Genomic DNA, 25,472 nt, shown 5'->3' with positions numbered 1-25,472 from the left:
GCAGCCACCGAGAGGAGTCCGAAGATGTTGAAGAGACTGTTCGTCGTCGCGGTCGCGGCGGCAGCCGTGTCCGTGCCATTCGCCGGCGCGGCAGCGGCCGACACCGGCAACGGGCTGGGTGCCGGCGGTATCCCGGGGCACACCGGCGAGGTGATCGGTGCGGTCAACCCCGACTACAACCCGGACGGCGGCCCCCTGCCTCCCGGCGAGGTGACCTCCGGTGTCGCACAACAGGACGGCAACACCCCGGGGGCCTTCGGTGAATCGCTCGACGGGTTCTTCGGCGGCGCCGGCATCCCGACCGACTACGGCCCGACACCGCCCGGGCTGGGCCTCAAGGTGTTCACACCGGGATGCGGTCACGGTGCCCATGCCACCGACACCGCCGGAACGATTCCCGACGACGCCTGCTACTGATCGCAGCACCGGGGCCGACCACCGCCAGCTCTCCCATCACGTCCAGCGCATCGATCCGACCGTGACTCCGTAGCCGGTTGCGGCAAGCACAAACCGTGCCATCAGCGGGCGCCGTAGTGTTGCATCCGGGGCGATCGACCGGTGGATCGGTGGTGCTCGGATGGCGGCAGCGGTGGTGTGCGGGGCCTGCGGCACCCGGCTGCGCGCCGGGGCCCGATTCTGCGACCGATGCGGTGCGCCGACCGGTGTTGCTGCCGAACCCGCCGAGTTCAAGCAGGTGACGGTCCTGTTCGCCGATGTGGTGCGGTCGATGGGGTTGGCCGCCGTGCTCGACGCGGAGCGTTTCCGCGAGGTCATGACCGAACTCGCCGAGCAGTCGGCGTCGGCGGCCGAACACTATGGCGGGACCGTCGAGTACACCGGGGACGGCGTGATGGCGGTGTTCGGCGCGCCGCTGGCGTTGGAGGATCACGCCGTGCGGGCCTGCCTGGCCGCCCTGGACATCCAGGAACGGGTCGGGGAGTTGGCCGCCGAGGTGCATCGCCGCGACGATGTCGACCTGGGGCTGCGGGTGGGCGTGAACTCCGGGCAGGTGATCGTCGGTGAGATCGGTTCCGGGTCATTGGGTTACGGCGCTGTCGGCGAAGCGGTCGGGTTCGCCCAACGGATGGAGTCGGTGGCGCCGCCGGGCGGGGTGCTGTTGTCGGAGTCGACCGCACGGCTGGTGGAACACGTGGCCGTGCTGGCCGAATCCGAGCGGGTGCGGGTCAAGGGTGCCGACGCGCCGGTGTGCGCCCGCCGGCTACTGGCGATCGGCCCGGCGGCGATGGCGCCAGCCCGCACCGACACCACCTTCGTCGGCCGACGCTGGGAGATGGCGGCGCTCGAAGCGCTGCTGGACCAGGCGGTGGGTGGCCGCGGAGCGGTGGTGCACGTGGTGGGACCGCCGGGCATCGGCAAGAGCCGGGTGGCGAGGGAAGTCGCAGGTAGGGCGGCCGGCCGCGGCATCGGGGTCGGGTGGGTGTCCTGCGAATCGCATGCCCGTGAGGTCCCGTTGCATACCGCGACCCGACTGCTGCGCGCCGGCCTGGGCGTGACCGACCTGGCTGCGGACGCCGCCCGGGCCCGGGTCCGGGACCGGATCGGGCAGGCCGACCCCGACGACCTGCTGCTGCTCGACGAGATGCTGGGCATCGCCGACCCCGATGTGCCGGTGCCCCACATCAACCCGGACGCACGACGACGCCGGCTGACGGCGCTGATCAACGCCACCACCCGGTCCCGGACCGACCCGCTGCTGTTCATCGTCGACGACGCCCAATGGATCGATGCCGTCAGCGAGTCCCTGCTCGCCGACCTGCTCGCCGCCGTTCCGGGCACCCCGACGATCGTGCTGATCACTTCCCGCCCGGAGTACCGGGGGACGCTGCTGCAGATACCGGGTGCCCAGACGATAACGATTGCCCCACTGGGTGGTTCGGAGACAGAGTCGCTGGTGGCCGAGCTGCTGGGCAGCGATCCGTCGGTCACTGAGCTGTCGGCCGTCATCACCGCGCGTTCGGCGGGGAACCCGTTCTTCGCCCAGGAGATGGTGCGGGAGTTGGTGCAGCGCACCGTGTTGTCCGGTGCGCGGGGGCGTCTGACCTGCCGGGTCGATGTGACCGAGGTGAGTGTGCCGGTCACGGTGCAGGCGGCCATCGAGGCCCGCGTCGATCTGCTGGGCTGGTCGGCCAAACAGACGCTGCATGCGGCCTCGGCGATCGGGGAGCACTTCGACGCGGATCTGCTCGTCGAGTTGGGTATCGACCCGCAGCTCGATGAGCTGGTGAGTGCGGAGTTGGTGGAGCCTGTGCGGTTCGCACCGGGGGCTGAGTACATCTTTCGTCACCCGCTGATCCGTGCGGTGGCCTACGAATCCCAGCTGCGATCCGACCGCGCCGACTGGCACCGCCGCCTGGCCGCCGCGATCGAGAAACGTGCGGCGGCGTCGGGGGACGGGAATGCGGCGCGGATCGCCCAACACCTGCAGGCGGCCGGCGATCTGCACGCGGCCTACGGGTGGCATATGCGGGCGGCCGGGTGGGCGTCCGGCCGTGACCTCGGCGCCGCCCGGATCAGCTGGGAGCGGGCGTGCCAGATCGCCGACCGGCTTCCCGGCGACGACCCCGAACTGCTGTCGATGCGCATCGTGCCCCGCTCCATGTTGTGCGCCACCGACTGGCAGGCCCGGCCGGTGCAGGAGACGTGTGGTCGGTTCACCGAACTGCGTGAGTTGTGCACCGCAGGCGGGGACAAGGTGTCGTTGGCCATCGGGATGAGCGGACTCGCCGCCGAACTCTTGTACGCCGGGCGGCCCGAGGAGGGGTCAAGGCTGGCGGCCGAACAGATGGAGTTGCTGGAGTCGATCGGCGATCCCGACCTGACCGTGGGTTTGGCGTTCGTGGCGTTCGTCAATTGGTTCAACGTCGGGAAGTTCGGTGAGATCCTGCGATTGGCGCAGACCGTCGTCGATCTGGCCGGCGGAGATCTCACCAAGGGATCGGCGTTCGGTCTGGGGTCGCCGCTGGCGGTGGCGGTGGCCTTCCGCGGCGCGGCCCGATGGTGGCTCGGCCGTCCCGGGTGGCGGGAGGACTTCCACGACAGCGCCGAGATGGCGCGCACCAGCGACCCGGCCACGCTCACTCTCGTCGTGTGCTGGACGTCGGGTCTGGCGTTGATCTACGGGGCGATGCGGGCCGACGACCCGATGCTGCAGACCATGCAGGCCGCCGACCGATACGCCCGCGAGACCAGCAACGACTACGGGCTGGCCGGAGCCCAACTCGTGTTGGGCGTGACGCTGCTCTGCCGGGAATCGGCGGCCGACCGGGACCGCGGGTTGGAGCTGCTGACGGCCGCGCTCGGTCCGCTGCACGACTATGCGCCGTCGCTGCTCCCGGTCGCCGAGGTGTTCGCCGGACGCGAGCGGGCCAGGCGCGGCGACCGTGCTGCCGCGATACCCGCGATGCGCGACGCCGTGCACACCCTGCACCGGCAGGGACGACCGGGGTGGGGTGTCGCGAGCACCGGCCTACTGGTCGAGGCACTGGTGGAGCGCGGCGGCGCCGATGACCTCGCCGAGGCGCAGGCGGCGATCAACTGGCTGGCAGATCTACCGCGGGAGGACGGCTCGGCGGTCCCCGACATCACGCTGCTGCACGCACAGGCGTTGGTGGCGCGTGCCCGGTGCGACGATGACGCCTTCCGCGACGTGGCGGCCCGTTATTTCGCGATGGCGGAATCGCTGGGCTTCGAGGGGCATATCGCGTGGGCGCAGGCGATGGTGGATGGGATGTCCTGATCTTGGGTGTCGAGAACGAGCCGATCGAGGAGAAAGTCGTCCGGGCGTACTGCGGCGATTCCGTGCGGGTCGCAGGCGTCACCGGGGAAGTCGTTGCGGTTGGCGGTGGCGATCAGTGCGGCGCCGAGGGCGACCGCGGCGGCCAGGACGTCGGTGAGCTGCACACGGCGGGTCGACGTTCCGCGGAACGCTCAGCGACGGGCTGTGGGCGGCGCCCAGCGCAGACCTCGGGTCACGTGTCGTTGCTGGACTGTCATTCTTTCGGCACGGTGGAGGTATGAGTGATCAAACGAGTGTCACAGTCGAACGAGTCATCGATCTGCCCGTTGACGCCGTGTTCGATGTGCTGAGCAATCCCGAACGTCATCCCGACCTCGACGGATCTGGGTTCGTGCGCAGCGTCGACCACGCCGATCGCATCCAGCAGGTGGGCGACGTCTTCACCATGAACATGAATGGCCCCCACATGGGCGGCGACTACCAGACCGACAACCACGTCACCGGGTACGCCAAGGACAAGCTGCTCGCCTGGCAGACCGCACCGGCCGGCACCGAGCCGCCCGGGTGGGAATGGCTCTGGGAGCTGGAATCACAGGGGCCGAGTACCACTCTCGTGCGGCACACCTACGACTGGTCGAAGGTCACCGACAAGGACCTTCTCGAGAAGGTGAAGTTCCCGCTGGTCTCCGAGGATCAGCTTGAGGACACGCTCGGCAATTTGGCTGCAGCCGCGACCGGCTAGGTATCGACGATCGCGAACGGGCCCGACTCACGGAGTCGGGCCCGTTGCGGTGTCAGGCCCGCTACTCCGCAGAACGCTCCGGCGATGCCTCGGCCAGCGCCTTCAGCTTCTTTTCGACGTCGAAGTTCTTGCCGTACATCGGTGTTCCCGGCTGCTGGCGCCACGATTCGGCAAGGAGACCGGCGTCAATCGGCTACCTACCCTTGCCGGCCGAAGCCGCGTCAGCACTGTTTCAAGTTGTGGCACAACGCTATTTGAAAACCGGCATCGTCATCACCACCAACCGGTCCGTCGCCGAATGGGGTGAGGTCCTCGGCGACACCACTGTCGCTGCGGCCATGCTCGACCGCCTGCTGCACCGCTCGGTCGTGCTCGAACTCGACGGTGACTCCTACCGGCTACGCGACCACCACGCACCCAAAACCAACGCACCGCCACCGCATCAACCCGGCGGACGCTACAGTAGGTGCCGCCCACGGGTGGGGAATTTCAAATGAGCACACCTGGGGAATTTTCTTGAGCCTAGTCACGGCCACCAATGGGGGCGTTTGTCATAGCCATTCGCATCCGATAGTCAGGGTTCGGGACGGAGTCAGCGAAGCAGCTACCCAGCAAGAACCCCACCAGATTCGGGCGTTATGGGCGGGATTAGGCATACATGCTGGCGATGCTTGCAGCTCCCCCGAGAACCACTCCAACTCCCACGACTAGAGCTCCGATCCAGCGACTTCGGAACCCAGTCTGTACTCGATCGACAGTGAAGTCTTCAAGGATCTGCGCCCTAGCCATACGCCTAGCATCCTGCGCGCCAACGATTCCACTGACGAGAAAACCGGGCGCCGGGCTGTACCCCTGAAGCTGTTCAGTCTCATCGAGCGCCCGGAGCGAGTCCCTCAGTGCTTGCTGATCGGTCCAGATATCGCGCGCTACCAGCACCGCACCAATGAGCTGGAGTATTAGAGCGAGTGCATACCCTCCCACAACGAGGTCATCAGTCACGACGCCAAGGATAGATCAGGCGAGGAGTGCGGCGTGGTTGACTCGCAGGTCATGCGCGACTCCTTCGTCGGAGAGTGCGCGGTCCGGTCAGGTGCGGCTGATCAGTTGGGCGAGCATGCTGCGGAAGGCGCGGATGCTGTCGTCGGTGGTGTTGAACCGCCAGTCGCGGTCGCGGTCTTCGGCCTGATACCAGAGCAATCCCTCGACGCGGGGCTGTTGGGCGACGACGGTGCGCAGATCCCGTATCCAGGTGGCTTTGCGGCCGGGCCAGGCTGCGGCGCAGGCGACTTCGGTGAGCAGGATGGGATGGTTACCGTCGAGGGAGGTGAGTATCTCGAGGCTGCGATCGAACAGGTCCGACGGCAGTGTCCACCGGTGGCCTGTGACATCACCCCAGTTGTAGCCGTCGAGGCCGAGGTAGTCGACCTCGGCGGGGTCGGGGTAGGCCTCCACGAAGCTGCCGGCCTGGTCGGTCAGTGCGTACGGCGCCCATACGAATTTGATGGTGGCGGTGCCGGCCATGTCGAACAGGGCGCGCATGCGTGACCAGGCGGCCCGGTAGAGCTCGGGATTGTTGCCGTTGACGCCGATCGACCACGGATACCAGGGGGTGTTCATCTTGGGGGCGAACCGCACCAGTAGCGGTTTGCTCCAGGAGGTGAGTTCAAACGCCCAGCGCTGCAACGTGTCGTCAAACGCGCCGTTCGTGAGGCGCTGCAGTGAGTATTGCGGCTGATTCGGGCCGCCGTCGGCGACGCCAGGTTCCAGCGTGAGCAGGGGAGTGGCACCCGTAGCGGCGATGATGTCGAAGTCGGTGGTGGGTGCGGGCTCGTCGATGAAGGCGTAGCGGTGAATGTAGTTGGGCTGGGTCTCGGCGAGTGTGGCGAGCCGGGAGATCGGCGACTCCTGCGACGGAGCCGGCACCACGCTGGGGATGTAGGCACCCCACGAGCGCGTTTGTGCCGACGCCCCGGTCGACTCGGAGCTGCAGGCGCCGACGGTGAGCGCGGCAGTGCCGGCCAGGGTCGCGCGCAGCATGGAGCGGCGGGACAGGTGAGTGGGTGGCGTCTTCGGGTCTGGACGCATGGTCTGATTGTTGCGTCTATTTCTCGGAAATGCGAACTGGGAGTGGGATATACAACGTCCGTTGGAAGTTCTCGACCGGTACCTGTCGCCAAGCCGACGAAGAGGGCCGAGCCGACTATGTCACGACGCCAGCGTTCGCAGATACTCAGCAACCTCGTCGTACGACGGCAACAGTCCAGTTTCCCGAGCAGCTGAGAGCCCCGGAGCGCTGGTGTCCTTCGCCGATAGCTCGTACACGAGTGGGCTTCCATCGCGCGCCGTTGTCGGCCACTTGATGCCGAATTCCGGATCGAGGGGATTGATGCCGTGTTCGGCCGATGGGTTGTACCCGGTGCTGCACAGGTAGGTGACAGTGGAGCCGTCGGCGAGCGAACAGAACGCGTGACCCAAACCTTCGGACAGATAGACCGCTCTGCGGTCGACGTCGTCGAGCACGACGGTGTCGTAGGTTCCGAAGGTAGGGGAGCCGACGCGAATGTCCACGATCACGTCGAGAATCGCACCTGACGGACACGTGACGTACCGGCTTGTCCGGGTGGAACATCCGCGAAGTGGACGCCCCGCAGCACTCCTGCGGCAGACACCGAGAGGTTGACCTTGGCCAGATCGAACCGGTGGCCGATCACCTCGGCAAGAAGTTCGCCCTTGAACACCTCGGCGAACAGCCCGCGATCGTCGCCGTGCTGAACCGGCGTCAATTCCCAGGCGCCGTCGATCGCGAGGGGACGGATCTTCATCAGAACTCTTTGCCGCGGGAGAGGATCTCGAGAAGATAGTTGCCGTACCCGGACTTGCGGAGCTTCTCGGCACGAGCCCGGAGTTCCTCATCACTGATGAACCCGTTGCGCCAGGCGATCTCCTCGGGGACCGCGATCTTGAGTCCCTGACGCTGTTCCACGGTGCGGACGAAGTTGCCGGCATCGAGCAGCGAATCGAAGGTGCCGGTATCGAGCCATGCGGTACCGCGGGGCAGGACCTTGACCGCGAGATTGCTCTCGCGCAGGTAGTGCGCGTTGATGTCGGTGATCTCGTATTCGCCTCGAGCACTGGGCTTCAGATTTCTGGCAATCTCAACAACGTCGTTGTCGTAGAAGTACAGGCCGGGAACGGCGTAGTTGGATTTGGGCGTTGTTGGTTTTTCCTCCAGCGAGATCGCGGTCCCGTTGTCATCGAACTCGACAACGCCGTAGGCCTCGGGGTTGGCAACCCAGTAGGCAAAGACGGCGCCACCGGTCAGGTGGTCGAAACCTTGTAGTTGGCTGCCAAGTCCTGGCCCGTAGAAGATGTTGTCACCGAGCACCAAAGCGACAGACTCGTCTCCGATGTGATCGGCGCCGAGCGTGAACGCTTGCGCAAGACCATCGGGCGACGGCTGCGTCTTGTACGTGATGTTGACGCCGAACTGGTCACCAGTTCCGAGGAGCCCCTGGAATGCGCGGCTATCGTGCGGCGTTGTGATCACCAGAATGTCACTGATACCCGCGAGCATGAGCGTCGACAATGGGTAATAAATCATCGGTTTGTCGTAAACCGGGACCAATTGTTTACTGACGCCCTGCGTGATGGGGTGTAGTCGGGACCCGGTTCCCCCGGCAAGGATGATTCCGCGCATGCGTCGAGGGTAAATGCTGGTCAACGCCATGTCGAGCCGTGAGTTCCCCTGGCTCCCTGTGACTTAGGTCGCAGGAGTTGCTGGTCGGCGAGTAGGTCTGATGTGATTCGGGGCGATAACGGATCATCGGCGCCATTTTCTCAACGTAGGTTGAAATAGATGGGGCTATTGTTAGCGCAATTGTTGCGAAGGTAAGAATTGCGCTCAGTTGGCTCGTCGAGTGACGGGCGTCCAACGGAAGGGTCGAGTCATGCGGGTTCTGGTCACCGGGGGCGCCGGGTTCATCGGCGCCAATTTTGTGTTGCGCACGCTGGCGCAGCGTCCCGACGTCGAGATCACCGTGCTCGACAAGCTCACCTATGCCGCCAACCCGGCCACCCTGGAACCGGTCGCCGACCGCATCGATCTTGTCGTCGGCGACGTCGCCGATGCCGCGCTGGTCGACCGGCTGGTCGCGGCCGCCGATGTGGTGGTGCATTTCGCGGCGGAATCCCACAACGACAATTCGCTGGCCGATCCGTCGGCGTTCGTGCAGACCAACCTGGTCGGCACGTTCTCGCTGGTGGAGGCGGTGCGCCGCCACGACGTGCGCTATCACCACATCAGCACCGACGAGGTCTACGGCGACCTCGACCTCGACGACCCGGCAAGGTTCACCGAGGCCACCGCCTACAACCCGTCGAGTCCGTATTCGTCGACCAAGGCCGGCTCGGATCTGCTGGTGCGGGCGTGGGTGCGGTCGTTCGGGCTGCGCGCGACCATCTCGAACTGCTCGAACAATTACGGCCCGTATCAGCACATCGAGAAGTTCATCCCCCGCCAGATCACCAACGTGCTGGCCGGGGTGCGGCCCAAGCTCTACGGCGACGGTCTCAACGTGCGCGACTGGATTCACGTCGACGATCACAACGACGCGGTGTGGACGATCATCGAGCGCGGTGAGATCGGCGAGACCTATCTGATCGGCGCCGACGGTGAGGTGAACAATCGGACCGTCGTGGAGCCATCAACTTCCCGAGGTCCGGTGGCCACTGTGATTGCGAGCGGCACCCTGGGGGATGATCTCTAACAACGGATGATGACCTGTGGGTCGGTGGTCGTGTCGAGCCATTTGCCGTACGCGTCGTCGCTTTCACGCCGCACGGCAGCGCACACCTCGGACTGCGAGTAGCCGGCCGGCTTGTAGACCGCGTGGTTCGGATTGCCCTCGTCGCTCTGCTGGCGCAGTGACGGACACGACTCGTCTGTGCGCAGGTACTTCGCGCCCGGATGTGCTGCAACGTGTCATCGAACGCGCCGTTCTCGAGGCGCTGTAGTCAGTACTGCGGTTGATTCGGGCCGCCGTCGGCCACGCCCGGTTCCAACGTCAGCAGTGGAGTGGCGCCTCCGATGGCGATGGCATCGAAGTCGGTGATGGGTGCAGGCTCGTCGATGAAGGCGTAGCGGTGAATGTAGGTGGGATGAATCGCGGCGAGTGTGGCGAGCCGGGAGATCGGCGGCTCCTGCGACGGCGCGGGCACAACGCTGGGGAGATAGGCACCCCAGGAAAAGTGTCTGTGCCGATGCCCCGGGTCGACACGGAGCTGCAGGCGCCGACGGTGAGCGCAGCAGTGCCGGCCAGGGTCGCGCGCAGCATGGAGCGGCGGGACAGGTGGGTGGGTGGCGCCGTCCGGTGGGACGCATGGAATGATTGTTGCGTCAATTTCCGGGAAATGCGAACTGGGAGTGGGAAATACAACGCGAGTTGTGATTGAAGGCGATATTGTTCAACGGACCTCCGGCGGTCTCCACAAATCATTCACAACTGACAATCCGGACGAGGAAATGATTCCTCAGATGTGCCGAGCGTGAGAACAAAGTCGGATCGCCCCGGGTGTGCGATCCGTATGCGTTCGACACCGCTGCGTACTTGCGTAGGTAAAGGACATCCTGCGAGGTTGCGGGGGAGAACGAGACTTGCGCGACGGACTCAATTCGCGTGTCCGGTGATCCGGTTGCGGCGAGCGCGCGCCATGGCGGCGCGGCGCGGCAGCCGGACACGTCTGCCGCCTGCGCTGAGCAACCAATTGGCCCCAGCGGAGCGTGCTCGGCCCCGGCCCACGAACAGCGGGCTCACGGAGTAGCGAGTTCATGAAGTTCAGCCGCGCAGCGACCGCGAGAACACGAATATCTCGAAATGTGACGCAAATCTCACTTAGTAATTGAGGCTGCTCGCAGTGCAACGGTAGTGCAACCAACTCGCGCGGGGCTTCATCCAAACGTTCTAACGCTCGGCGGATCTTGCGCGGTTGGTGTAACGCCAGAACTGCGGCAAACGAAGATGGTTGGACGCCTTCTAATGGACGTCTCAGGCGCCAAAACTCATCAACATTCGCGATAGTGAACAGTCGCAGGACTCGCGGTTGCGTTGTCGGTGCGCGTAGTTATGCTCTACCGGTGTCGCCGATGGAGTCGGGCGACTCAACGTGGCGCTGCTCACAGAAGGGCTGTCTGACATGGCATTACGGGTGGATGAGCGCGACGTGTCGGCTATGTGTCATCGCCTGTTGGCACGGTGTCGAAACCTGCCGTCCACATAACGCCCAACGATAGTTGTGACTCAACGGTAAGCGAGAAAACGGATTTAGCTGCATGCTCTTCAAGTTGTCAAAGTGCTTAGGCTGCCTTACGCTCTCAGCATCCGCTTAGGTCAAGAAATGGCCGATAATTGCTGGGAAATAGCATTTTCTGTCCACGAACCTGTTGTTCATCTTCAGGTGCCAGTCTCTTCTAGTTCGAAGTCGGGGAGGTAATGCGGTGGTCAACAGTCGAGCCTTCGGGGGGGCTCGCGAGGATGACAGTCGTATTCAGCGGTTGCCCTTCGTGAGTCGTGCTCCTGCACGGTCGCGGTCGTGGGTGCACGGTTACCTTGTGCGCCTCGCGTGGTCAGATGCGATGGTGGTCGCAATCGCGATCACCATCGCGCAAGTTGGGCGCTTCGGCACCGACAGCGCCACCATCCCGAACGGTGCAATACAGGCGCCGGCCGCGCTGGTGTCGCTCGCGCTTGGTATCGCCTGGGTGCTGACCCTCCGTGCGTTCCATACCCTTGACCGTCGCGTAGTCGGTTCCGGGTCTCAGGAGTACAGCCGAATCGTCACTGCGTGCCTCTCAGTCTTTGGCGTCCTCGCGATGCTCGATCTGCTCTTCAGATTGAACATTGCCAGAGGTTTTCTGGCGCTTGCATTGCCGATCGGTACGTTCGGCCTGCTGGTGTCCCGATGGGCCTGGCGCAAGCGGCTTTCGCAGCAGCGCGCGCAAGCGACGAACCTCGAGCACGTCCTCGTCGTCGGGGAACCGAAGTCGGCGATCCCGCTAATGGAACGCCTGATCGACAATCCCAGTCTTGGCTATCGGGTTGTCGGCATGTGTCTCCCCACTCAGAGTGGTCGCCGTGCGGCGATCACCGTTCGCGACGAGGATGTGCGGGTCTTCGGCGACTTTGACGACGTCTGCCGGTCAGTCGTAGACGCCGGCGCCACGACCGTGGCGGTTACTTCCGCTGAGGCGCTGGGACACCACGCAATGCAGAGCCTTTCGTGGGATCTCGAAGGCCTGGATGTGGACATGGTGGTTTCGCCCGGCGTCGTCGACATCGCTGGCCCGCGGATGATGCTACGACCGGTCGCTGGGTTGCCCATGCTTCATATCGACAAGCCCCGGTACGAGGGCGCGAACCGCTTCCGAAAAGCATTCGTCGACCGTGTCGGGTCCGCAGTGCTCCTCCTGATGATTTCTCCGCTCTTGGCGATCCTTGCTGCGGCCATCAAGATTGATTCGCCAGGTCCTGTCTTCTACCGGGCCACGCGAGTCGGACTCAACAACGAACCCTTTGAGATGTGGAAGTTCCGCTCGATGGTTCAGAACGCGGACTCGCTCAAAGAAAACCTTCGTTCTCTCAACGAGGGGTCGGGAGTGCTGTTCAAGATGCGCGATGACCCGCGCGTGACCAGGGTTGGCGCTTTCATCAGACGTTACAGCCTCGATGAGCTGCCCCAGCTGTTCAACGTTCTCGGTGGGACGATGAGTTTGGTAGGTCCCAGGCCGCCGCTGCCGGACGAAGTCGATCGTTACGACGGCCGCGTCGCGCGCCGAATGCTCGTGAAGCCTGGGATGACCGGCCTATGGCAGGTGTCGGGGCGATCGGACCTCTCGTGGGAAGAATCTGTGCGCCTAGACCTTTCGTACGTGGAGAATTGGTCGATTATGCAGGACGCGCTAATTCTGTGGAGAACAGTTAGAGCGGTATTTGCAAAGGACGGAGCGTACTGATGAGGATGGTCGTACTTGGCCTCGGCTATTTGGGCGCCACACACGCAGCATGCATGGCAGAACTCGGGCACGATGTACTCGGCATTGAGGTCGTGCCGGAGAAGCGGGCACAGCTCGCAGTTGGTGAGGTCCCATTCTATGAGCCTGGGTTGCCCGAGCTTCTGAATCGGCACATCGATTCCGGTCGACTGAAGGTTTCCGGCTCTTACCAAGAGGCCGCAGACTTTGCGGACGTATTCTTCATCGCGGTCGGAACCCCACAGAAGAAGGGCGAGTACAGCGCCGACTTGCAGTACGTCGACGCCGCAATCGATGAGCTTGTTCCGCTTCTTACGCGTGATGCAGTGATTCTCGGCAAGTCCACGGTGCCGGTCGGTACGGCGCAGCGGCTGAGCGAGCGTGCAGACGAACTTGCCAAGGACATCGATGTCGAGATCGCGTGGAACCCGGAGTTCCTCCGCGAGGGCTTCGCGATCGAGGATACTTTGCATCCTGATCGAGTCGTAGTGGGCGCCTTCCCTACAGGCAAGGCAGAATCGATTGCCCGAGAAGCTTACGCGACGATCATCGACTCTGGAACACCGTTCATCGTGACGGACCCGCCGACGGCCGAGATGGTCAAGACATCCGCGAATGCGTTCTTGGCAACCAAGATCTCCTTCATCAATGCGATCGCCGAAGTGTGCGATGCAGCAGGAGCCGACGTGACTGCGATCGCCGACGCGATCGGCTACGACGCACGGATTGGTCGGAAGTTCCTAAATGCTGGCCTCGGCTTTGGTGGAGGCTGTCTGCCCAAGGACATCCGGGCGTTTATGGCTCGCGCCGGCGAGCTTGGTGCTGCGGAGGCGCTGAGCTTCCTTCGGGAGGTCGACAACGTCAACATGCGCCGGCGGACACGCATGGTCGAACTTGCGCGCGAGGTCTGTGGGGGTTCGTTCCTCGCCAAACGCATCGCAATTCTTGGAGCAGCATTCAAGCCGGAATCCGATGATGTGCGCGATTCGCCGGCGCTCAACGTGGCTGGGCAGATTCAGCTCCAGGGAGCTTCGGTGACTGTCTACGACCCTAAGGCGATGGAAAACGCGCGTGCCCTATTTCCGACTCTCGACTATGCGGGTTCTGCGACTGGTGCCTGTGAGCAGGCGGACGTTGTGCTCGTGCTTACCGAGTGGCAAGAATTCCGTGTGCTGTCGCCGAACGAACTTGGTACGCACGTGCGCAACAGAAACGTCGTGGACGGACGGTTGTGTCTCGACTCGGCGCGATGGATCGACGCTGGGTGGAGCTATTGGAGCTAGCGTCAATTTGTCTAGACGTCAGGGCGGACCGCTGACTTGGCGGCGGGAGGGACAGACGCTCTGATAGCGCCGACGAGCGTTTCAAGTGCAACAGGTGGGGAAATGGTGTTCCACAACAGCTTCCGGAGATCGGTCGAGGAGGGGTATACCACTCCTGACCCGCGTCAGTCCTTTGACAGGCAGCTGCCGCCGACTCGAGGCCAAACCGCATGCTTCGCAAGATCATCGTCCAGCCCGTGGCGTTTGCGGTTCTCGGGTCCGCAACGAGGAGACTTCCTCCAAACATTCAATCGCGTTTCGGAGCTCCGCGAAGCTGGGGCCATCGCGCCATCGCGAAAACAGTCGACAGAACTCCTACACGTAACCGATGCGTCGGACCGTTTTAGCACCTCCCTTACAAGCTTTGGAGAATCTCTTGATAACGCCGAATGATCGGGGTCCACGGCCTGGGCCTACGCGACGGTCTGCTATCCGCAGTGCGATCATTGGTAGCGCCACGCTGGCAATCTCAGGCTGCTCGTCTTCGTCGAGTAGTGGCGTTAGGGCTTGGAAACCATTGACGTCGTACTCGGTAGGTGAGGTGGTTGTGAGCCCTACAGGACAACTCGCGCGAGCCAAGGTCACCCACACGGCTGGAACGCACTTCGATGCTAGCGCCTGGCTATACGTCACCCTTACCCTCGAAGACTTTGGAGCGGTTGGCGATGGTTTAGCTGATGATACTGAAGCAATCAATCGTGCCCTAGTATCTGCCTACCCGGTCCTGGGTAACCAATCAGCCACCTACCGCGTGACATCTGAGATCAAGATGAAAAATGGATCAGATGTCGATTTTCAAGGTGCAATTATTCGACCGGACTTCGCTGCCCAGCCCCAAGCCCTGTCAGTTATCCTGATCGCTGGTGCATCGTCCGCCGAGAGTAGCGCATCAAACTGCCGGATAGAAAACTGCAAAATTATCGCAACAAACCAAAAGAACGTCAAGTTCGGAATTGAAGTGTACGGTGCGACCACTGCGGCGAAGCCTGCGAACATTCTAATCCGTGGTGTCGTTACGAAAAATTGCGATAAAGGTGGGATATTCCTAAATACCTGCACCGCTATAAGAATTGTCGACTGCATCAATGATGGTGGCAACCGAGCAATTGGAGTGGGCGCAACCAAGAGTCATAGCGACACCACCGATGTCCTTGTGCAGGGATGTTCAAGCAAGAATAGCCTTTCCTTTTGCTTCCAGACATATTATGGCTCAGCGATTCAACTAGTCGGTAACGTAGGCGACGGAAGCAAGCAGAGAAGCGCCGATTTTAGCATAATTACCGTCGATCGATCGCGTGACGTTTCGGTCATGGCCAACAGCTGTACGAACTCGCCTGAGGCTCAGATCTATGTCACTGGTGCCTCTGGGGTTAATGTCACAGGGAACATAGTAAGTGGCGGGGCGCACGGAATTCATGTCTGCTGCAACTTCGAGGCAGAGGAGGATGCGGCAATTCGGGAAGCGCGAAATATATCGGTTACAGGAAACATAACCAGTAGCCATGCCGTGTCCGATGTTCTGATAAACGGAGTTCAGCAGGCAGTCGTATCCGCGAACGCAATGCGCGGAACTGCCTGTTCCTTAAGAGTTCAAGACACGATACGGCGACAAGATTCGATGCAGATGAATACTCGTGACTTCTCGGCCGTAGGAAACGTCGGATCAGCCGAGTTCCAAGCCTCGATCGAGAGTCCGTCCGCGGCGCCTAGCACGATCGCGCTAGCCGCCAACCGTTTCACTGGATGGACTGGATGGGATCGTCGGTTTAGCGGACTTGACGTAATAAATACCGAGTATCGGCTCGGCGGGAACCAACTTACTCAGATCGGTGCAATCAAGTACGACGACGTAGCGGGGCCTTCGGCTATCCGAGAGTTTCGATTCGCCGATGAAACGGCGAACCACGGATTCGTCGAGCAGGTCGATTCTGGCCGGATTAACTACATCAACGCAGAAACTTCTAAGAGTCTGCTCACGATGCACATATCGAACTCAGACGGTGCTCGCGGAATTGAAGTCCTTCCAAACGGTGGGGGAATCTATCTTCATAGTCCGGACGGGACTAGATTCAAGGTCTCTGTCGCGAACGATGGCGAGATCAAGGTTGCGAGGTCCACATCTTGACGACTACAAGAGCAAAGACTGGCGGCAGCGCCTTTCGAATCAAGCAATTTCCTGGCACGACGCCGACTCGCCACGAGGTGCTGCTAGCGCCCCAGGAAGCATTGCTATTTGATACCGAACGAAGCACTGTTTCAACGGTGGCCGATCAATCTGGCTGGCCAACCATCCAACTTCGGTGCCGATCAAAAGCCGGAGCGGCGAAAGGCGGCGACTCGTCTCCAATGTGTCGAAGAGTAAGTGACCCGGGCTTGGTCCGAACAGCAAATATAATCACATTTCGACACATACGGCTTGTCCACCACGATGTAAGCGTTCTCGCTGTGAGAGCGAACACCATTTCCAGGTTGGCTACGGCAAGGCAAGGCCATTGCGGATGACGAGTAGCTCACTTCTAAAGATCGGGAACCCACACCGCACGGCAGCGATGAAAATCGGAATTCCAATAGTGGTCGCAGGCATGTCGCAGGGCGCTGGACTATTGCAGTGGGCCGTCCTTCTTTATCCTCAGGGCGCGGGGAATTCATCGGATCTATATATCTTACAGTTGGCCTGGGGAACCCTGCCCACCTCGATAGTCGTTCAAGGGCTGCTCTACCCGATATGGTTGCGCGGAAGGCTGATGTCTAGCGTAATTACCTACACAATTGTGGGGTCGACCTCCGTCCTGGCGGGAATCGCAGTCGTGCTATCAACAGTATGGTTCACGACGATGCGAGGAGCGCCCACGTCATGGGTTCAGGTTGGAACAGTTACAACCGGAGCAGTGATCCTCGCAATGACAACGTCAATAGCGCTCGCGTGGGCCGCCGTGGGCAAGGTCGTCGCCTTGTCTGGCCTCACACTCGCTCCGAGTCTTCTTTCCTGCCTACTACTGCTGTTCATCGGAAACACGATCGATGAGAAAGTGCTCGTGCTGTCTCTGGGATGGACTACCGGCAACGTCGTGACGCTGATGGTGTTCCTCTGGAACACGAAGCCAGAGTCGACAACGAGGCAACATGCTGCACGATCAAGCTCCGAGGAATGGTCGAGCGGGCTGGGGTGGTACTTCGCCAGATCCGCTACTGGCTACGGTGCTGGAGCAGCGTTGCAGAGCGCAGCTGCTGGACTGCCCCCATCGCAGCTGACGGCAATCGGCGTTGTGCAACGCGTCAACTCGGGCTTCGCAACAATGGTAACGAACACGATCTTACCTAGGTATGTGAACAGAAACGACAACAATATGTCGCGAAAGGCGGTCTACCGATACTGCACGGCTGTTGGGCTGGTGTCGATGATGGCAGGCCTAACATTTGCTGGGGTCGCCGTAGCAGCCGGTTGGAGTGATTGGGCGCGCATTGTATGCTTGGGGTGCGCTTGGTGCGCGGCAGCGACCGTAAACGCAGCTGTTCAACGGGTCACACTTAGAGACCTGCCACCGGCGGCATTTCGGTGGAGCGTGATCGGCAGCATTTGCGTCGCAACCCTCGTGGTGTTTCTGGCGACGAGCGGGAGTCTCAACCTAACGTACCTCTTGGTTTGCTACGTCGCACTTGAGATCTTCATCGCTTCGGCATTGAGCGTAGAAATGCGAAAGTTCTCGCTCGCGTTCACCAATGCGGTTCCAGTGATTGTACTGAGCGCCACGGGAGTACTGATATGAGAAGACGTCTTCGTATCCTTCGCCAGTCCCCGGAACTGGAGCGGCCGGGAAACCCGGTAGTTGTGCGAGTCTACATGCACGCTCGAACAGCTCATCTGGAACGGCAAACCCAGAGCGCTAATGGCGTCTTGCTGTATGTGAGAACGCGCTATGACTTCGATGACACTCTCGCCCAAGCGGCGAATGCATACCAATGTGGGGTTGTCTCAGCGTTGTGTCGTGTCTATAGAACCAGGCCGCGAATAATTGAAATTAACGAACCATTTTTGGTGAACGCCTGGCCCCTATCCGTGCCGCTGATATTACTGGTCCGCGCGATGAGCGCTGTAACGCGCGGGCCATCTCCGACTATTGTTACCTACGCCATCGACAATTCCGACCCGGCTGAAGTGTTACACAGGAAGTTTAGGTTGCCTCTGGCCGTCGCGCGGGCGATTGCATACACGGTCGCACGGTTCTGCGTACGACGGATTGATCGGATTGCATTCGGAACCCAGGGTGCACTTGAAGCATATCGTTCAATCGTGAGTAACCGCCTCGGTCACCAAACGAATGTAATTGAAGCACTACCAACCTTCAGGCGGGACATAGCATTGGCTGCTGACTCGTCCAAGCCGGGGAATACTGTGCTATTTCTTGGTGCGTTCGAGGACCGTAAGGGAGTGCTCGAGCTTGTGGATGCTTGGCCGGCTGTGAGAGCGGCAGCGCCGTCGGCCGAATTGATAGTTGTGGGAAAAGGGCCGTTGGAGCCCGAAGTGCGCCGACGTGTTGCGGAGATGAAGCCGGCTGCTCGAGTGGTCGTGGACCCACCTCGAAGTGAGATCTTTTCGCTGTTAGCGGATGCGAAGGTTGTCGTTCTGTTATCGAAACGCGAACTTGGCTGGCGGGAGCAGGTCGGTCTGCCGATTTGTGAAGGACTCGCATCTGGATGTGAAATTGTTACGACAGGAGAAACGGGGCTTGCAGAATGGCTCGCCAGCAATGGTCACCGCGTTATTCCCGAGCCAAGTACAGATTCTATTGTTGATGCTCTCGCGGCGGCAATTTTTGATGAGCGTCTACCGCAAGAGATTATAGAGAGTCTTCCGCTGGAGGACGGTCGGCTTATTGCCGACCGATGGATGACATGCGACGATCTCGAAGATTGTCCGCAATCAAACTTGTCCCGTTCTGGCGGGCGTCGGGATTCAATACCAAAGCGTGGGTTCGAGAAGTTGGAGTCTGATGGGGTGATGGAGCGATGAGCGATAACAGTGGATCAACTCGCCAAGTTGATGGGCCGAGGGTCGCGTTTGTGCACGATTACATGACTCAGATGGGCGGAGCGGAACGTGTTGCGCTCGCAATTTCGAGAATTCTTGACCTAGACGAGATATCAACCAGCATGTACGACCCGATGAAGACATATTCCGAATTCTCGGAGCACAGAGTTCGGGTGTCTGGACAGAGACGTCCAGTGCTATCTCGGTACGATGCGCGCGCCGCCGTTCTATCGATGACAAGGATGGTCGAAAGCATTGAACTCCCCGAACACGATGTCGTTGTCTGCAGCAGCAGCGGATGGGCACACGGCGTCCGTACGAAGAAGCCAAAGATCGTCTACTTTCATACCCCGGCGCGGTGGCTTTACGAACCCGATCAATATTTCAGCGGTATACTTAGGCCCGTGCGTCCCTGGTTTTCACTTTACGCGCGGAAACTGGAGCGTTGGGACAGGTCTTGTGTTCAACAAAGTCAAACTCTTCTGGCCAATTCAACGGAAGTCAAGCACCGGATAGGTAGAGTGTATGGGCGTACGTCCGATGTAGTTCATCCGCCTTGTGCATTTGGTGTGCGTAGCCCAATGTCGGCGGTTACGGGACTGCCCGAGCGATTCCTCCTCACGATTGCGCGTGGCCGGGGATATAAGAACACCACTGCTGCAGTTCAAACGAGCAAAGCACTGAATGTGCCGCTAGTAGTCATTGGTGGAGAAGTTGCGGATGAACCACCATATGTCATCGGATTGGGTCGAGTGAAGGATGAAGAGCTCGCGTGGCTCTATGCCAATGCGCTGGCATTGGTCGCATTTGCGCATGAGGACTTTGGGTTAACCCCCATTGAAGCAAACATGTTCGGTACTCCGGTGGTGGCGCTAGGACAGGGAGGCTACCTCGACACTGTAGTGCCTGGAGTCACCGGAGTTCTGGCGAAAAGCCTCGAACTACGAGACCTTGTGTCTGCGACGGAGAGCGTTCTGCGCACTTCGTGGGACAAGAACGCGATAGTGAGTCATGCGCAGAAGTTCAGCCTCGACGCGTTCGGGAAGCGCTTGAGCGAGGAAATCGAGAGGGCAGTGGCTTCTTGTGGGTAGGGTTTCAGAGTTTGGCGACGACGGCTTTCGACCGTCGCCTGATCTTGTGGTTTGTCCTGCCAGCGTTGCGTGCGTGATTGTCAATTACAATTCTCTTGACGATGTACTGAGATGTGTGAAATCGCTCAGAACGGTTGCCGAGGTTCGCGAGATCTTTGTATTAGACAATGCGTCCCCGGGAGGCGACGCGAAGCACCTTAGTTGCATCTCCGAGATCGATCGACGCGTTCGTGTTGGGACTACGGATCGCAACATCGGGTTCGGTGCTGGCGTGAATCAAGCGGTGACTAGCTTGACGAGCAATTGGACCCACCTCTGGATTCTGAATCCTGATTCGATATTCGTTGAAGGTTCACTCTCGCGCACTTTAGAATGGATGGCCGGTTGTTCGGTCTCGATATGCTCACCTTTGGTTCTGGGGCCCGGTCCCGATTACCGTGTCTGGTTCGTCGGGGGTGAAATTGACCTCAAGCGCGGCGTCTGTACTCATGAAGGATTTGGAGACTATCCACCACCCGCGGCTCACACCGATGGCTGGACTACTAACTTCGTTTCAGGAGCTGCGTGTATTGTTACACGGAGTGCGTGGATGGCGCTGAATGGTTTTCGAGACGATCTTTTTCTGTACTGGGAGGATGCTGATCTTAGCTACCGCGCTCGTGAGCTTGGGATGAATCTGGGCGTGAGTTCGGCTTTGTCAGTATCGCACGAGGAAAACGGTTCTTCGCGTGTAGGCTCCGGAAAGAGCCCCGTCTTTTACTACTACGTGTCGCGGAACAGGGTTCTTCTGATCCGCGAGCATAATCGGAGACTTGGGCTCATTCTGTGGAGATCGTACGCCTCTTCCTACTTTGTGCGATTGGTTGCTTCCGCGCTACTGAAACAATCAGCATTCACGCCTAATTGCTTGCAGGCGGTCGCAAAAGGAGCAGTTGATGGTTTGAGGGGCAGATATGGACCGAGATCGTGATGTCTGATATAACGCTCTATAAAGATATCGCCGTATTCGAACTCGATGTTGCGAAGCGCGAGAGAGTCGGAATACGACATAGGCATGTCGAGAGCGTGCTTCGAATGTCGCACTGCGCTGGTCCATGGTTGACCGTCGAGCGCGGAGGTAAAGGACGATCGACAGGATGAGCGGCGTGCCGAGAGTTGAAGCCGCCGACCGGGCCTTACTGGGAACGGCGGACCGGAACGCGGCGTGGCTAGGTGGGGCGTTTGTGATCGTCTTGCTTACACAACAGCTGCGTGTCCCGGGTACGTCGGTGCCAGTGGCATCTGTCGCGACTGGAGTTGTTCTTGTTGTTCTGGTGTTAAGAGGTGCGCGATTCAAAAGTCTTACCGCTGTCCTTTTGTGCGTGATATTGGCGACATACGCGACGGCAGTCACCCTCCTAGGTGCGATTCGTGCCACCAACTCGGGCGCGGTAGAGGTGCTGATCTCGATTCCGTTTGTCTGGTCGGTTGTCGCGTTTGCTCCGATTCTAGACATGACGGGTGTTAGTCAAGAGCGTTTGCGAGCAATTGTAAAGTATACTTTGCTTTTCGTTTGCGGTCTTGGTTATGTTCAGTTTTTTGTCCAGATTTACGGAGGTGGCTACGTCGGATTGAGGGAGGTCGTTCCGACCGATTGGCTTTTGCCTGGGTATGTTAACACCTCGGGTTTTGGGTCGAGTGGAATGCTGCCGGGACTGTTGCGCGGGAATGGAATGGTATTCCTCGAGCCTAGCTACGCTGGGCAGTTTTATGCCCTCGGTGCCTTACTCTTTCTGAGCGCTGGATCTATCTGGTCGATTCCTATGGTTGCCATGGTGCTTTTAACCGGTTCAGGTACTGGATTCCTCGTCTTGGCTGCAGGCGTCCTGGTTGGACTCTTCGCATACAATAGGAGATCGTGGCTGATTCTGATAGCTATCGCCGCCAGCTCATATTTTGCGCTTGCAGGACTGCGACTTGGGGACGCCATGTTCGACAGAACTTCTGAATTGTCAAATTCGGAATCGTCGGGTTCGATTCGTTTTGTGGCACCGTATCAACACTTGTCTCAGTTCTGGGGAGACTTTGATGTCCACGCGATTTTTGGGTTGGGTTCTGGGGGTTCCGGATTCTATGCGGGGTTGGCTGATACAAAAGCAAATTATAGCTTCCTTCCATCTGCGATCATAGATTTTGGTGTGGTGGGCGTCATTCTGGCTGCGGTGATTTTGTACCGAATTTGTCGCCTTGAGATTGACCTCGGGTCACGTGTCGGACTCGTCTTGATTGTTCTTGTGATGTCTGGCGGTTTTAGTACGCCGATGATTTCAGCCACCGTGCTGGTCCTCGTGGCTGGCCTTTCGCCTGACTGCGTATTCGACCGGCTCGGTGGCCCAGGAATGGAACGGGGACACCGTCCCTTCTACGGTGCTGCCGGCAGGACTGATGTGCGGCGGGAACCAGCCGCACGCTTGGCGTGGAGGCACTAATGACGGTTTCAGTTAACGCACGAGGCTCGGCATTTCGGGTGCTGATGGTTTGTGGTGAGTCCCTGCATCCGGCGGATAGCGGCGGTCGGGTAGAGAAACTTAGGGCAGTTGAGGCCATGGTTGCGGCCGGAGTAGAGGTTTTCGTATACACTAGTGACCATTCGTCAGCGTTGAGCGGCGCCGTCCCGCACGAGTGGTCTGTGCCTGCGGTTGCCCAGAGCCGACGACCGTTTCTCAATGCATCGATAGCGTCACCGTTGATACCTTATCAGGTTTCAAGCCACCGCACTGCCTCAGATTCGGTACTGGCACTGATTTCAGAATGGCGCCCGACACACGTAATGGCACAGCATGAGTGGACGTTGCCGTTGGGGCGGAAGTTCGCGCACTACTTTGACATACCGATGCTGCTTCGCAGCCACAACGTTGAGCACGAGCTCATGAAGAGCATGTTTCAGAACTCGACGTTTGGTGCCCGAAAGGGATATTTGGCGGCGGAGTACTTTAGGTCTCGCTTACTCTTCTCTAGGAGAGGCTTCTATCGCGGCGTTTCTTGTGTCTTGCCAATTTCCCCGGAGGTGAGCGATTGGTATTCGGCACTTGGACTGCAAACATACTGTATCCCACCAGTTCTACTTTGTCGTGAGTCATCAAACGTTGCCGCGCCAACCCTCGGTCGCGCTCATCGGATCGGCTTTGTTGGAAATCTAGCTATGCCCGGCGCCGTCGACGGCTTGGTGTGGTTCATTTCAGAGGTTTTCCCTCGAGTCCGAGAACGGTTACCCACCGCAGAGTTTCATATTGGCGGTAAAGGCGCCACTACTGGGATTTCCAACTATTTCCGGCGATGGCGCGGGGATGGTGTTATCTTCCACGGTCAAGTTGCCGACTTAGACCAGTTCTATCGACGTATTGTGTGTGTGGTTAATCCTGTGTTCTCTGGCAGTGGGGTTAATATGAAAGTCGGCGACGCGCTGACGCACAATCTGCCGCTAGTGACGACGATATTTGGCGCGCGCGGGCTAGGGACGTTGGCGGATGCTGTCGCCGTTTCCAGTAATGCGAAGGACATGGCGATTCTCTGTACTAGGCTGCTTGATGATCCCGTTTTCCACGCGCAGCAGGTTCTCGGGCAATCGCGCGCATCGTCGGCATTCACAAGGTCTGCCGTGGGCACTCTTTACCGTCGCGCGTTGGAGGGATTCTGAGTGTGGTCGCATCTATGGTGCCTGGGCGAGGTTCGGATTTGAACGGTCATTATGGGAGGCTTTTGGTAGTGACGGTGGATTGCCGCCGTAGTGCTGCCCTTTCTACGGCCTCCATTAATTGATTTGGGAAACTTTCAGGAAAATGAGGTGGTTGTGGTGGACAAGAGTACCGATGCGGTGACATTTTACCGCCTATGGCATGGCGTCTTGAAAAAAGGTTGGTGGGTTGTCGGTATTTCAGTGCTTGGTTCCGGCATTGCAGCGATGATGATTTCTTTGCTCCAAACCCCAATTTACCAGTCGACCGCGACACTCTACGTGACGTCGGGCGGAGCCAACGACTCGGCGAACTCCGCGTATCAGGGTTCGCTGGCTTCCGAGCAACGTGTCGCGTCGTACGCACAACTTGTGTTATCGGAGGCTGTAGTTTCTGGTGCAGTCTCAAGATTGGGTCCCAGCGCTTCCGCCGGCCAGCTGGTTGAAGTTGTTGAATCTCGGGTGGTTCCGGAAACCGTAATGTTGGAAGTGTCCGCTAACGACGAGGACCCAGAACGCGCAGCGCTTCTTGCAAACGCGGTTGCGGCGTCAATAGTCGACTACGTGGGTAGTCTCGAGGCTCCAGTATCGGGTGGTGACCCATTCGCGAAGCTGACAGTGGTCTCGCCTGCGACGTCACGTCCGGTACCGGTATCTCCCCGAGTCAAGCGGAACGTAGCGATTGGCTTCGTTCTCGGTGGTTGCGCGGGACTGCTTGTGTTGCTATTTCGTGCGCGCTTTGATAACAGAGTCCGAGCAGATGATGATGTTGAGTCACAGTCAGGTTTGGTCGCACTAGGCACCGTGCTGGATGACCCGGCTATTGGTGAGGGAGGTCCTGTCGACTTCATTTCGAGTCCCTCAGTCGCGACTGAGGGGTACCGTAGATTGCGCACAAATCTGGCTTTTGCGATGGTGGATGATCCAGCGCATGTTGTTCTCGTCACGAGTGCGAACGCTGGCGAGGGAAAGAGCACAACTGCACTGAATCTTGCTGCCTCGCTCGTAGAGGGCGGAAATCGAGTGGTGTTGGTAGATGCCGATCTCCGCAAGCCCTCTCAAGCTTCTCGGTTGGGGCTTTCTTCTGCAATCGGGTTAACGACCTACCTGAGCAACCCTTCCGCTCTGAGTGATCTGCTGCAACCTACTGAGATTGCAGGCCTTGAGATCCTGGCAGCTGGCCCATCGGCTCCGAACCCGTCCGAGCTTCTTGGCTCAGCTCGTACAGGGCAGTTGCTTAGGAATCTGGCGGACTCGCACGATTATGTAATTGTGGATTCAAGTCCTGTGATTCCCGTGACTGATGCAGCGGTGGTTTCCCAGTTCGTGGACGGTGTCATTTTGGTTGCAAATTGTGATTCTACGGAGTGGTCGGAGGTGTCCCAGGTTGTGAAGGTCTTGGGTCATGCGAGAGCTAGCATTCTTGGTATTGTTCTGAATCGAGCGAGGAAGGGCCTCTTCGAGGCTAACTACGGCTATTATGGAGAGCGAGTAGATATGTAACCTTGTCGGTCAGGCGTTTCTCTTTTTCTGCTTGTGGCCTTATTATGTGCTACCAAACTGAGTAGCGACTCCTCAGTCGCGTGCTTAGGGACACTCGAGGAACCGTGAAACATTTGGCCGGACGTTTTTGAGGTCATTCGTGGGTGTATCGTGGATTCTTTCAGATGCGCAATCATTTTTCTAATTTGTACTTAGTGTGGTCTAAGTTCGAGAATAATTGCGAAGCCGATGTTGCGGAAGCGACTAAGTTCACTGTCTCGATTTGGGGTGGTGTAGCCTTTGATCCAAGC

General features: G+C 59.8%; 17 protein-coding genes and 5 pseudogenes. 16 read left to right on the top strand and 6 right to left on the bottom strand.

Annotated features, from left to right (window positions below; translation table 11 throughout):
* Positions 1-24: 24 nt before the first annotated feature.
* From NWF22_RS04715 to NWF22_RS04705, 3 genes are all read left to right on the top strand, one after another.
* Positions 25-417 carry a hypothetical protein gene (locus NWF22_RS04715; RefSeq protein WP_160900406.1) on the top strand — a complete coding sequence of 131 codons (393 nt, stop codon included), beginning with the start codon at positions 25-27 and terminating at the stop codon, positions 415-417.
* 160 nt (positions 418-577) lie between these two features.
* Positions 578-3,757 carry an ATP-binding protein gene (locus tag NWF22_RS04710; RefSeq protein WP_160900407.1) on the top strand — a complete coding sequence of 1,060 codons (3,180 nt, stop codon included), beginning with the start codon at positions 578-580 and terminating at the stop codon, positions 3,755-3,757.
* Positions 3,758-4,034: 277 nt separating this feature from the next.
* Entirely contained in the window at positions 4,035-4,499 is a 465-nt protein-coding gene (locus NWF22_RS04705) for an SRPBCC family protein (protein WP_160900408.1), read from the top strand.
* Between the two features lie 61 nt (positions 4,500-4,560).
* Here NWF22_RS04705 and NWF22_RS04700 read toward each other — a convergent pair.
* Positions 4,561-4,692 (bottom strand): annotated as a pseudogene (locus tag NWF22_RS04700) (NADP oxidoreductase); the annotation flags it as partial.
* Here NWF22_RS04700 and NWF22_RS04695 point away from each other — a divergent pair.
* Positions 4,688-4,965: pseudogene (locus NWF22_RS04695) on the top strand (ATP-binding protein); the annotation flags it as partial. The pseudogenes NWF22_RS04700 and NWF22_RS04695 sit on opposite strands and share 5 nt — an antisense overlap.
* Positions 4,966-5,147: 182 nt before the next feature.
* On the opposite strand, the gene NWF22_RS04690 reads toward NWF22_RS04695, so the two are convergent.
* From NWF22_RS04690 to rfbA, 4 genes and pseudogenes are all read right to left on the bottom strand, one after another.
* Positions 5,148-5,498, bottom strand: a complete 351-nt coding sequence (locus NWF22_RS04690; RefSeq protein ID WP_160900409.1) for a hypothetical protein — start codon at positions 5,496-5,498, stop codon at positions 5,148-5,150.
* A gap of 87 nt (positions 5,499-5,585) precedes the next feature.
* Positions 5,586-6,584: a glycoside hydrolase family 26 protein gene (locus tag NWF22_RS04685; RefSeq protein ID WP_160900410.1), complete on the bottom strand. Its 999-nt coding sequence runs from the start codon at positions 6,582-6,584 to the stop codon at positions 5,586-5,588.
* 120 nt (positions 6,585-6,704) lie between these two features.
* Positions 6,705-7,321 (bottom strand): annotated as a pseudogene (locus NWF22_RS04680) (dTDP-4-dehydrorhamnose 3,5-epimerase family protein).
* On the bottom strand, positions 7,321-8,196 hold the full coding sequence (gene rfbA, locus NWF22_RS04675) for a glucose-1-phosphate thymidylyltransferase RfbA (protein WP_160900411.1): 876 nt from the start codon (positions 8,194-8,196) through the stop codon (positions 7,321-7,323). The pseudogene NWF22_RS04680 and the gene rfbA overlap by 1 nt, the downstream one beginning before the upstream one ends.
* A gap of 250 nt (positions 8,197-8,446) precedes the next feature.
* Between rfbA and NWF22_RS04670 the strand changes: the two are divergent.
* Positions 8,447-9,199: pseudogene (locus NWF22_RS04670) on the top strand (dTDP-glucose 4,6-dehydratase); the annotation flags it as partial.
* A 313-nt stretch (positions 9,200-9,512) separates the two neighbouring features.
* Here NWF22_RS04670 and NWF22_RS04665 read toward each other — a convergent pair.
* Positions 9,513-9,716 carry a hypothetical protein gene (locus tag NWF22_RS04665; RefSeq protein WP_233750858.1) on the bottom strand — a complete coding sequence of 68 codons (204 nt, stop codon included), beginning with the start codon at positions 9,714-9,716 and terminating at the stop codon, positions 9,513-9,515.
* Between the two features lie 1,414 nt (positions 9,717-11,130).
* Here NWF22_RS04665 and NWF22_RS04660 point away from each other — a divergent pair.
* The 11 genes and pseudogenes from NWF22_RS04660 to NWF22_RS04620 all read left to right on the top strand — a co-directional run bounded on the left by NWF22_RS04660 (position 11,131) and on the right by NWF22_RS04620 (position 25,182).
* On the top strand, positions 11,131-12,507 hold the full coding sequence (locus NWF22_RS04660) for a sugar transferase (RefSeq protein WP_160900414.1): 1,377 nt from the start codon (positions 11,131-11,133) through the stop codon (positions 12,505-12,507).
* The gene (locus NWF22_RS04655; RefSeq protein WP_160900415.1) at positions 12,507-13,808 is read left to right on the top strand and encodes a UDP-glucose dehydrogenase family protein; all 1,302 of its coding nucleotides are present in this window, start codon (positions 12,507-12,509) and stop codon (positions 13,806-13,808) included. Before NWF22_RS04660 ends, NWF22_RS04655 begins: the two co-directional genes overlap by 1 nt.
* Positions 13,809-14,394: 586 nt before the next feature.
* On the top strand, positions 14,395-15,972 hold the full coding sequence (locus NWF22_RS04650) for a pectate lyase family protein (RefSeq protein ID WP_160900416.1): 1,578 nt from the start codon (positions 14,395-14,397) through the stop codon (positions 15,970-15,972).
* Positions 15,973-16,735: 763 nt separating this feature from the next.
* The gene (locus NWF22_RS04645; protein WP_160900417.1) at positions 16,736-17,614 is read left to right on the top strand and encodes a hypothetical protein; all 879 of its coding nucleotides are present in this window, start codon (positions 16,736-16,738) and stop codon (positions 17,612-17,614) included.
* Between the two features lie 524 nt (positions 17,615-18,138).
* Positions 18,139-18,858: a glycosyltransferase family 4 protein gene (locus NWF22_RS04640; protein ID WP_160900418.1), complete on the top strand. Its 720-nt coding sequence runs from the start codon at positions 18,139-18,141 to the stop codon at positions 18,856-18,858.
* Positions 18,855-19,967 carry a glycosyltransferase gene (locus NWF22_RS04635; protein ID WP_160900419.1) on the top strand — a complete coding sequence of 371 codons (1,113 nt, stop codon included), beginning with the start codon at positions 18,855-18,857 and terminating at the stop codon, positions 19,965-19,967. Before NWF22_RS04640 ends, NWF22_RS04635 begins: the two co-directional genes overlap by 4 nt.
* Entirely contained in the window at positions 19,960-20,937 is a 978-nt protein-coding gene (locus NWF22_RS24545) for a glycosyltransferase family 2 protein (RefSeq protein ID WP_373691980.1), read from the top strand. The genes NWF22_RS04635 and NWF22_RS24545 overlap by 8 nt, the downstream gene beginning before the upstream one ends.
* A gap of 166 nt (positions 20,938-21,103) precedes the next feature.
* On the top strand, positions 21,104-22,435 hold the full coding sequence (locus NWF22_RS04630; protein ID WP_160900421.1) for a hypothetical protein: 1,332 nt from the start codon (positions 21,104-21,106) through the stop codon (positions 22,433-22,435).
* Positions 22,435-22,983 (top strand): annotated as a pseudogene (locus NWF22_RS24540) (hypothetical protein); the annotation flags it as partial. The gene NWF22_RS04630 and the pseudogene NWF22_RS24540, both read left to right, overlap by 1 nt.
* Positions 22,984-23,148: 165 nt before the next feature.
* Entirely contained in the window at positions 23,149-23,643 is a 495-nt protein-coding gene (locus NWF22_RS04625; RefSeq protein WP_160900422.1) for a glycosyltransferase family 4 protein, read from the top strand.
* 156 nt (positions 23,644-23,799) lie between these two features.
* Positions 23,800-25,182, top strand: coding sequence for a tyrosine-protein kinase domain-containing protein (locus NWF22_RS04620; RefSeq protein WP_160900423.1), 1,383 nt, complete (start codon positions 23,800-23,802; stop codon positions 25,180-25,182).
* Positions 25,183-25,472 lie beyond the last annotated feature (290 nt).

It is taken from the genome of Gordonia mangrovi (assembly GCF_024734075.1).
GTDB lineage: Bacteria > Actinomycetota > Actinomycetes > Mycobacteriales > Mycobacteriaceae > Gordonia > Gordonia mangrovi.
Note: the sequence above shows the minus strand (reverse complement) of the source record. Positions and strands in the feature narration are given on the sequence as shown.

Bases quoted from the DNA above. Each gene is read 5' to 3' on its own strand.
- NWF22_RS04715 (WP_160900406.1), top strand. From the start codon at position 25: ATGTTGAAGAGACTGTTCGTCGTCGCGGTCGCGGCGGCAGCCGTGTCC.
- NWF22_RS04710 (WP_160900407.1), top strand. From the start codon at position 578: ATGGCGGCAGCGGTGGTGTGCGGGGCCTGCGGCACCCGGCTGCGCGCC.
- NWF22_RS04705 (WP_160900408.1), top strand. From the start codon at position 4,035: ATGAGTGATCAAACGAGTGTCACAGTCGAACGAGTCATCGATCTGCCC.
- NWF22_RS04685 (WP_160900410.1), bottom strand. From the start codon at position 6,584: ATGCGTCCAGACCCGAAGACGCCACCCACTCACCTGTCCCGCCGCTCC.
- rfbA (WP_160900411.1), bottom strand. From the start codon at position 8,196: ATGCGCGGAATCATCCTTGCCGGGGGAACCGGGTCCCGACTACACCCC.
- NWF22_RS04660 (WP_160900414.1), top strand. From the start codon at position 11,131: ATGGTGGTCGCAATCGCGATCACCATCGCGCAAGTTGGGCGCTTCGGC.
- NWF22_RS04655 (WP_160900415.1), top strand. From the start codon at position 12,507: ATGAGGATGGTCGTACTTGGCCTCGGCTATTTGGGCGCCACACACGCA.
- NWF22_RS04635 (WP_160900419.1), top strand. From the start codon at position 18,855: ATGAGCGATAACAGTGGATCAACTCGCCAAGTTGATGGGCCGAGGGTC.
- NWF22_RS04630 (WP_160900421.1), top strand. From the start codon at position 21,104: ATGAGCGGCGTGCCGAGAGTTGAAGCCGCCGACCGGGCCTTACTGGGA.
- NWF22_RS04625 (WP_160900422.1), top strand. From the start codon at position 23,149: ATGCCCGGCGCCGTCGACGGCTTGGTGTGGTTCATTTCAGAGGTTTTC.